We start from the raw sequence: 7,809 nt of genomic DNA, 5'->3' as shown, positions 1-7,809 counted from the left end.
GGCTTAAACAAGGGGCTTAAACAAGGGGCTTAAACAAGGGGCTTAAACAAGGGGCTTAAGCCCCTTGCCTCTCTATTCAAGACACTTTTTAAACACCCTCTAAAACAAACACCCCATTTAATGATTAATCTGCTCCAAGATTTGGGGTTGTTTGAGAGGAGCACCCACCAAGGGATCGTAGCCAAGTTCCTGAGTCATGCGCTCCCTCGCCAAAACGCGATACTCCCAAAAATGTTCACCCGCAGCACATAGCCCAAAATAAAGGCTAAGACACTTTGGTTTTGTCCTGAACATAACCCATAGTTGCCGCCAAAATTGACCACGAAGACTCTTCATTTGAATGCCCTGCTGCCAAATCAATCGACTCACCAAGCGAACCGCCTTACTGAACGAAAAATATATTTTCTGTTCTGAATACGGATTGACTGTGATATTGAGACATTGCTGGAGACACCGTTTCAGATACGCAGAAGGCTCATACATCGCCCATAAGGCCTCAACATATTCATAGCCAATATCATCCAGGGGACGAGTCGGCACAAAATTCATCAGGGTATTTTGATCCCCACCAATCTGATCAGCATTGGCAACAAGACGCTCTTCCTTTTCCAGACGATTCCACAGCGCCGTGTTGGGGGGAGCTTGCAAAATGCCTAACATGGGTTGAGGAATTGAGGTTGCTTCGACAAAGGCCTGAATGCGTTGGCCAGCCCCCGATCGCTCTCCATCAAAGCCCAGAATAAACCCAGCATAAATGATTAACCCAGCTTGATTAATCTTGCGACAAGCATCGGTTAATGGGTTGCGAGTGTTCTGCTGTTTACCGGTGACCTGAAGGCTATCTTGGTCTGGGGTTTCAATACCCAGAAATACGCCATAAAAGCCCGCTTGAGCCATTAAATCGAGCAACTCCGGATCTTCTGCTAAATTAACCGAGGCCTCTGTGAAAAAGGTAAACGGATAATTCCGTTCCTGCATCCAAGGAATGAGCACTCGCAAGAATTGCTTCACATTACGCTGATTGCCAATGAAATTATCATCCACGATGAAAATCGATCTTCGCCAGCCCAAATCATACAGAGTTTGTAATTCGGCTAGGGTTTGGTCTAACGCTTTAGTGCGCGGTTTCCGGCCATAAAGTGTAATAATGTCGCAAAATTCGCAGTTAAAGGGACAACCACGCGAAAATTGAATCGCCATCATCAGATAATCATCGCGCTGGAGCAAATCAAAGCGAGGCATGGGACTCAGGGTCACATCGGGTTTTTCTTCAGACCGGAAAATTCCATGTCCCTCTCCTGCTGCGATCGCCTGGAGAAATTGGGGGATGGTGAGTTCGCCTTCATCTAGGATCAAATAATGGGCTCCTGAATCCAGGGCATGGCACGGTAGTGAGGTCGGGTAAGGGCCACCTACCGCCACTTTTTTACCCCGCTGTACAGCGTTACGAATCAGATCATGAAAATCACCCCGCTGGACAATCATGGCAGAGATGATGACGATGTCACACCATTCCCAATCCGCTTCAGTTTCCGGGTTGACGTTGCGATCGTAAAATCGCATTTCCCAACTTTCCGGTAATAGCGCCGCCACTGTAATAATCCCTAGGGGTGGGATAAAGGCTTTAAGATCGGCCATTTTCATAAACCGATCATAAGACCAGAATGTTTTTGGAAAGAGGGGGTAGAGTAATAATACTTTCATTGTGTTTTCTCAAACAAATGTGTGAACAGTTGTTTTGAGATAAAAGAGATACATTAATCCAGTAGCGATCCGAAATTGAATGTATGCTTGTCTTAATTAACACATTGACAAGGCATTCCTGTTCGGGGATATAGCGATCCTAAATCAATCGGAGATCTTATCTCCTCATCAACAAGGGGCTTAAGCCCCTTGCCTGTTCATGAATCACATAGGATTGCTATAACTTCGGCTACTTTAATAGATGTCTCTTGTATTCAATTATCAAAAAACTTGGGGCATGGAAGCAGGCGATCGCAATTCCTCTGAATTGATGAATTGGTCAGGATATCAATGCGCTTGTTAACAAAACTCTAAAATCAAATTCCCCATGATTTGGGGTGGGTGATCTAACGCGATCGCACAGGTGAGATGCACCCTTTAAGGATTGCCTTATATAACCATTATAGTTGATTTTTTTTTAAGTAAAAGCTCGGTTCTTAGCAATATTTTTTATACAAGCACTGTTTAACGGAGCCTCGTTCTGACCCCTCGATCCCAAGCATTGAACTGCGGAGCGGTTCGCAACGGTGAGATGCACCCCAGGCGCAACGTTTGACGCGGTTCAATGGCTGGACGATTTACGTCAAAAATAGAACCGCTTTGATGCCCAAACCTGCGACGGTGCAAGGATTGCTAACATTCACGAACCCGGTGCGATAAGCTAGGGAAGCGAACAATCGATCCCCCTTTGCCCGATCGCACCCATGACGCAACATTCAATCATCCCCCTCGGCTCCGTGGTTCAAGGCTCCCTCAGCCAAGGCATTGAGGTGCGCCTCCATCCTGATGTGTCCGTTGAAGACATGCGGGTGGGTAAATTTTTGGTGATTAAAGGGGTGCGATCGCACTTCTTTTGCCTCCTTACCGATGTCACCCTCGGCACCACCAGCCCCCGCATTCTCACCAACCCCCCACCCCCCAACGACGACTTTCTCCACGCCGTCCTCGCCGGCAGCAGCATCTACGGCACGATCAACCTTTCCCCCATGTTGATGCTGATCCCCGACAGCCAACCCAACCCCGACCGCAACGGCGACAGCACCCTCGCCTCCTTCACCGCCAACAGCAACAGCGACACCGTCCTCCTCCCCGTCAAAACCATTCCCAGCCATTTCAGCCAAGTGTTTGATGCCAGCGAGCGCGATTTTCGCATCGTCTTCGGCTGGGAAGATGACCCCCAGCGCAAAAACTTCGCCGTCGGTCAACCCCTTGATATGGATGTGCCCGTTTGCCTCAATTTAGAGCGATTTGTGGAGCGCAGTAACGGTATTTTTGGCAAGTCCGGCACGGGGAAATCCTTCCTCACGCGCCTGATTTTATCCGGCATCATCCACAAGCAAGCCGGGGTGAATCTCATGTTTGATATGCACTCGGAATATGGCTGGGAAGCCATGAAAGAGGGCAAAAACATCAGCACTGTCAAAGGCTTAAAACAACTCTTTCAAAACCGCGTTGAAATCTTCACCCTAGACCCCGAATCCACCAATCGGCGCGGCGTGCGTGATGCCCAAGAACTCTATTTAAGCTATGACCAAATCGAAATCGAAGACCTGCGTTTAGTGACTCACGAACTGGGCTTATCCGATGCCAGTTTAGACAATGCAAACATCCTATCTTCCGAGTTTGGCAAGGCGTGGATTGTGCAATTATTGAGCATGACTAATGAAGAGATTAGCGAATTTTGCGAAACGAAACAGGGTCATAAAGGCTCAATTATGTCGCTCCAACGTAAACTCATGCGGTTGGATTCTTTAAAGTATATTCGCGCCACTTGTCCCCGTAATTATATTGATCAAGTGTTGGAATATTTAGACGCAGGTAAACACGTTATTATTGAGTTTGGGTCGCAATCTAATTTGTTGTCCTATATGTTGGCGACGAACATGATCACGCGCCGAATTCATGCCAGTTATGTGAGAAAAGCCGATCGCTTTCTCCGCTCCAAAGATGAGCGCGATCGCCCCCGTCAATTGGTGATCACCATCGAAGAAGCCCACCGTTTCCTCGATTCGAGCATCGTCCATCAAACCATTTTCGGCACGATCGCCCGCGAAATGCGCAAATATTTCGTCACCCTCCTCGTGGTGGATCAACGCCCATCGGGAATTGACAATGAGGTGATGTCTCAGGTGGGCACGCGGATCACCTGCCTGCTCAATGATGATAAGGATATTGACGCAATTTTTACCGGAGTTTCGGGGGGGCAGGGGCTGCGATCGGTGTTGGCGAAATTGGACTCGAAACAACAGGCCTTAATCCTCGGCCATGCCGTACCGATGCCGGTGGTGGTGCGGACTCGTCCCTACGATAGTGAGTTTTATACGGAAATTGGCGATTCAGATTGGAGCGAAATTTCCGATCAAGACTTGGCCACCGAAGCGGCGATCGCTCGTCGCGATCTAGGGTTTTAATGCTCTAGAATCCCTCAATCTAAACCCAATTTAGACGATGAAAAACGCCATGATCAAACGGCCGGTTAATAATTGCGATCGCTACCACGCCCATGTTTATTTTGATGCCGCAACCGTCGCCCCAGCTTCAGCCCTTTGCACCGTAGCGGGCGAACAGTTTGGCGTTGCCGTCGGTCATGTCCATCACAAACTCGTTGGCCCTCATCCCTGCTGGAGTTGTCAACTCAGTTTTGACAAAACCCAATTTGACACCTTAATTCCCTGGCTGGATCAGGAGCGCGATCGCTTAACCATCCTCATCCACGGGGTCACGGGGGATGACCTAGCGGATCACACGGACTATGCGGCTTGGCTGGGCGATCCCGTCCCGCTAAATCTTGCAATGTTTGAGGCACAGTAACCCCACCTCCTACGGTTTCTCTGCCTCCCACACATAGTTGCGGCAAACTTCGCAAGTTTGTTGTTCGAGTTTGGAGGGGTTGAGGCGATCGCGGAGTGACTTGTAGCAATGGAATGTCAATTCTTGTAGATGTTGCCGCGTGAACCAAGGTTGTAGATGTAGAGAATTTCTTGTTCAGCATCAATCCGAAAAATAACCCGGAGTTTGCCAACACGCATCCTGAAGAAGCCTTGCCAATTGCCTTCGAGGGCTTTAATATCCAGCTCGCCAGAAGCAACAACACCTGTTTCTTCAAGGGAATTCAGGAGAGTGAGCAGTTTAGTGCGAATTTTCTGGGTGTCTTTGGGAGAGAGCTTTTTGAGTGCTTTGACTGCATTTTTGTGGAATTCAATTTCCATGCCGTACCCAGTCGGTCATGTTGGCGAATTCATCGGTTGCGTAGTCGGTGGGTACACCAAATTGGGCTTGGATTTCTTGCATTTCGTCGTGGCTAACATGGGGAAGCAGTGCCATCCAAAGGGTGAGGCGTTCTTCTCGCAACACTTCGCGGACGGTTTCACGAACACTCTCTTGAATGAGTTGTTTGAGTTCTGGGGCTTCCATGGGTTGTCACTGAAGGGATGTTGTTATCTTAACCTTACCCTCAACCCCCTAAACCCTATTGCCCCTCCGCTTCCCACACATATTTGCGCTTAGTGGTGCAGAAAAGCCCTGAAACAGCGCAAAATCGTTGTTTCCCAAAAATCGGCATGACTACTGACAGAGCCATTTTGAACGAAAATACGTCACTTCAGTCCATAGTATTTTTGTTCAAAGCGAGTGCAAAAAAGTTTTCTGCACCACCAAGGGGTTCTCCCTTGGCAGGAGATTGGGCAGTGTAGCGATTCCGTCCACACCGTCGGGGATTCAAATCCCCGCCTCAGAGCTAAAACCCGTTTTAACGGGTTCCGGAGTAAGCTCCAGCCCACTTTCGCTATGAGCCAAGAACTGAAGTTCTTGGCTGAGCGGAGTACAGCAAAATCATCCCGACAAATCTTGGGTTTTGCCTGACCGAATTTCCGATGAATAAATATCCTTAAATCGCTAAATAGATATTTAACGATTAATTACGATAGTTTTTTTCTATTCATTTAGAAAAATATTGTTATTGACGAATCTTTGTGAACCCTATTAAGATTTTTAGCCAACAGCCAAACTCTCTACCATTATGCCTAAATCTCTTCAATACATTCTGCCTTTAGTTTTGTCTTTGGGCGTTACTCATCATGCCTACGCCCAATCCATCACTCCCGCTCCCGATGGTGTCGGCACAATTATCGAATATAACGGCAACACCTATCACATTGGCGGCGGCACGCAAGCCGGGGCGAACCTGTTCCATTCGTTTCAGGAATTTGGGTTGAGTCCTAGTGAGGTGGCGAATTTCTTGAGCAATCCTGCCATTCAGAATGTGGTGGGGCGTGTGGTGGGGGGCAATCCCAGTGTGATTGAGGGGTTGATTCGTTTATCGGGGGGAAATTCTAATTTATACCTGATGAACCCGGCGGGGTGGGTGTTCACCAACGGTGCTAGCTTAGATGTCCCTGGCAGCTTTGGTGTAACGACGGCAAACCGCATCGGCTTCGAGGGCGGTTTTTTTTATGCCATTGGTGAGAATAATTTTGCCAACCTTACGGGCAACCCAACGAGCTTGATTTTTGACACGACGCAACCCGGCACGATTCTGAATGGGGCAGATCTGAATGTGGGCAATGGTAGCCTTTGGATGGTGGGGGGTTCGGTGATTAATACCGGCTCCATTACTGCACCTCAGGGAACGATTACGCTAGCGGCGGTTCCGGGGGAAAGTAAAGTCCGGTTAAGCCATGATGGGATGAAGTTGGGTTTAGTGTTGGATGCGATGCCGGTGGAGCAGTTGGTTTCCGGTGCGCCCTTGGGATTGCGGCCGGAGGATTTACCGCGCTATTTGACGGGGCGCAGTGATTTAGGGAGTGCGAACAAGGTAGAAGTGGGGCCGGATGGGCGGCTGTGGCTGACAGGTTCGGGGATTCGTTTGGAGCATGGCGAGGTGGTCATTGCGGGACGGGTTGAGGCTCCGGAGGTGCAGTTGATGGCCGTAGGGCCAGTGCGGCCGGTTGATCCGAGCCTTGTCCAGGGAGAAACGACGGTGGTACGGTTCCCGGATGCGGGGGGTACGAATATTCTGAACGTCATTGATCGACGGGCGGATCATCCGGAAGCGTTGCTCTATGGGGGAGCAGCGGGGACAATTTCGCGGATTATTGAGCGGGATGAGGCGGGGTTGAGCGTCATTAGTGACACCCTTGAAACAATCGCTAGTCCGTTGGATGGGATTGCCATTACGGCAGAGGGGAATGCGGGGAATTTTTGGCTAGGAAGCAGTTGGGTTAATTCTGAGAATGTGGGCAATTATGCCCAAGAATTGGCCCAATGGTCAGCATCAATGAAAGAAGGGGCGGATCTGCTGCTGTACAGTTGCTTTACGGCGTTGGGGGCAGTGGGTGAAGGGTTCGTGGCGGCGTTGGGGGGTTTGACGGGGCTGGATGTGGCGGCTTCGACGAATGCGACGGGGAGCGCGAATTATGGAGGAGATTGGCAGTTAGAGCATGGGACGGGAAGTATTGAGCTAGGAACTCCATTCACGTTAGAAACCCTCAACGGCTGGGATGGAAAGTTAGCCACGCTCACCGTGACCAATTCTAATAATGCCGGGGCGGGTTCGTTGCGGGTGCAGATTGGGTTAGCGGCGGCGGGAGATACGGTGATGTTTGATATGGCGCGGACGGTGACGCTGGGGGGTACTGAAATTAGTTGGGCAACGAATAACCTGACGATTGATGGCAATGGTTCAACTGTGAGCGGTGACAATAACTCACGGGTGTTTAATACCACAGCAGCCAGTACGACGTTTCAAAACATCATCATTACGGGGGGGAATGCCGGTGCAGGGAATAACGGCGGCGGGATTTACAGCACTGGCTCGGTGACGCTGACCAATTCTACCGTTTCTGGTAATTCCGCTGAGTATGGTGGCGGGATTTATGTCGATAATGGCTCGGTGACGCTGACCAATTCTACCGTTTCTGGTAATTCCGCTGAGGGTAGTGCATTAATGCACGGGACGGAGGAAAATCAGGCTACACAACTACGATAACTAGGGAGACAAGCTCATGGCTATTGAGATGACCTGTCCGACCTGTGGGTCTCACGATATCTCCAAGAACGGCACTAGCC

The 7,809-nt window shown here is 49.6% G+C and carries 6 protein-coding genes; 3 read left to right on the top strand and 3 right to left on the bottom strand.

Annotated features, from left to right (window positions below):
• Positions 1 to 117 precede the first annotated feature (117 nt).
• A complete protein-coding gene (locus PN477_RS03930; RefSeq protein WP_272147005.1) occupies positions 118 to 1,704 on the bottom strand; it encodes a B12-binding domain-containing radical SAM protein in 1,587 nt (528 codons plus the stop codon).
• Between the two features lie 743 nt (positions 1,705 to 2,447).
• Between PN477_RS03930 and PN477_RS03925 the strand changes: the two genes are divergently transcribed.
• Both PN477_RS03925 and PN477_RS03920 read left to right on the top strand, forming a co-directional pair.
• Positions 2,448 to 4,154 (top strand): helicase HerA domain-containing protein, encoded by a 1,707-nt coding sequence (locus PN477_RS03925; protein WP_272115675.1) that lies wholly within the window; start codon positions 2,448 to 2,450, stop codon positions 4,152 to 4,154.
• A gap of 49 nt (positions 4,155 to 4,203) precedes the next feature.
• Positions 4,204 to 4,554, top strand: coding sequence for a DOPA 4,5-dioxygenase family protein (locus tag PN477_RS03920; protein ID WP_272115674.1), 351 nt, complete (start codon positions 4,204 to 4,206; stop codon positions 4,552 to 4,554).
• A 116-nt stretch (positions 4,555 to 4,670) separates the two neighbouring features.
• Here the strand turns inward: PN477_RS03920 and PN477_RS03915 are convergent, their stop codons facing one another.
• On the bottom strand, positions 4,671 to 4,952 hold the full coding sequence (locus tag PN477_RS03915; protein WP_272115673.1) for a type II toxin-antitoxin system RelE family toxin: 282 nt from the start codon (positions 4,950 to 4,952) through the stop codon (positions 4,671 to 4,673).
• The gene (locus PN477_RS03910; RefSeq protein WP_272115672.1) at positions 4,942 to 5,157 is read right to left on the bottom strand and encodes a hypothetical protein; all 216 of its coding nucleotides are present in this window, start codon (positions 5,155 to 5,157) and stop codon (positions 4,942 to 4,944) included. Before PN477_RS03910 ends, PN477_RS03915 begins: the two co-directional genes overlap by 11 nt.
• A gap of 604 nt (positions 5,158 to 5,761) precedes the next feature.
• On the opposite strand from PN477_RS03910, the gene PN477_RS03905 reads away from it, so the two are divergent.
• Positions 5,762 to 7,729, top strand: coding sequence for a DUF4347 domain-containing protein (locus PN477_RS03905; RefSeq protein WP_272115671.1), 1,968 nt, complete (start codon positions 5,762 to 5,764; stop codon positions 7,727 to 7,729).
• The last annotated feature ends 80 nt before the right edge of the window (positions 7,730 to 7,809 follow it).

This window comes from Spirulina subsalsa CS-330 (assembly GCF_028330765.1).
GTDB classification, from domain to species: domain Bacteria; phylum Cyanobacteriota; class Cyanobacteriia; order Cyanobacteriales; family Spirulinaceae; genus Spirulina; species Spirulina subsalsa_A.
Note: the sequence above shows the minus strand (reverse complement) of the source record. Positions and strands in the feature narration are given on the sequence as shown.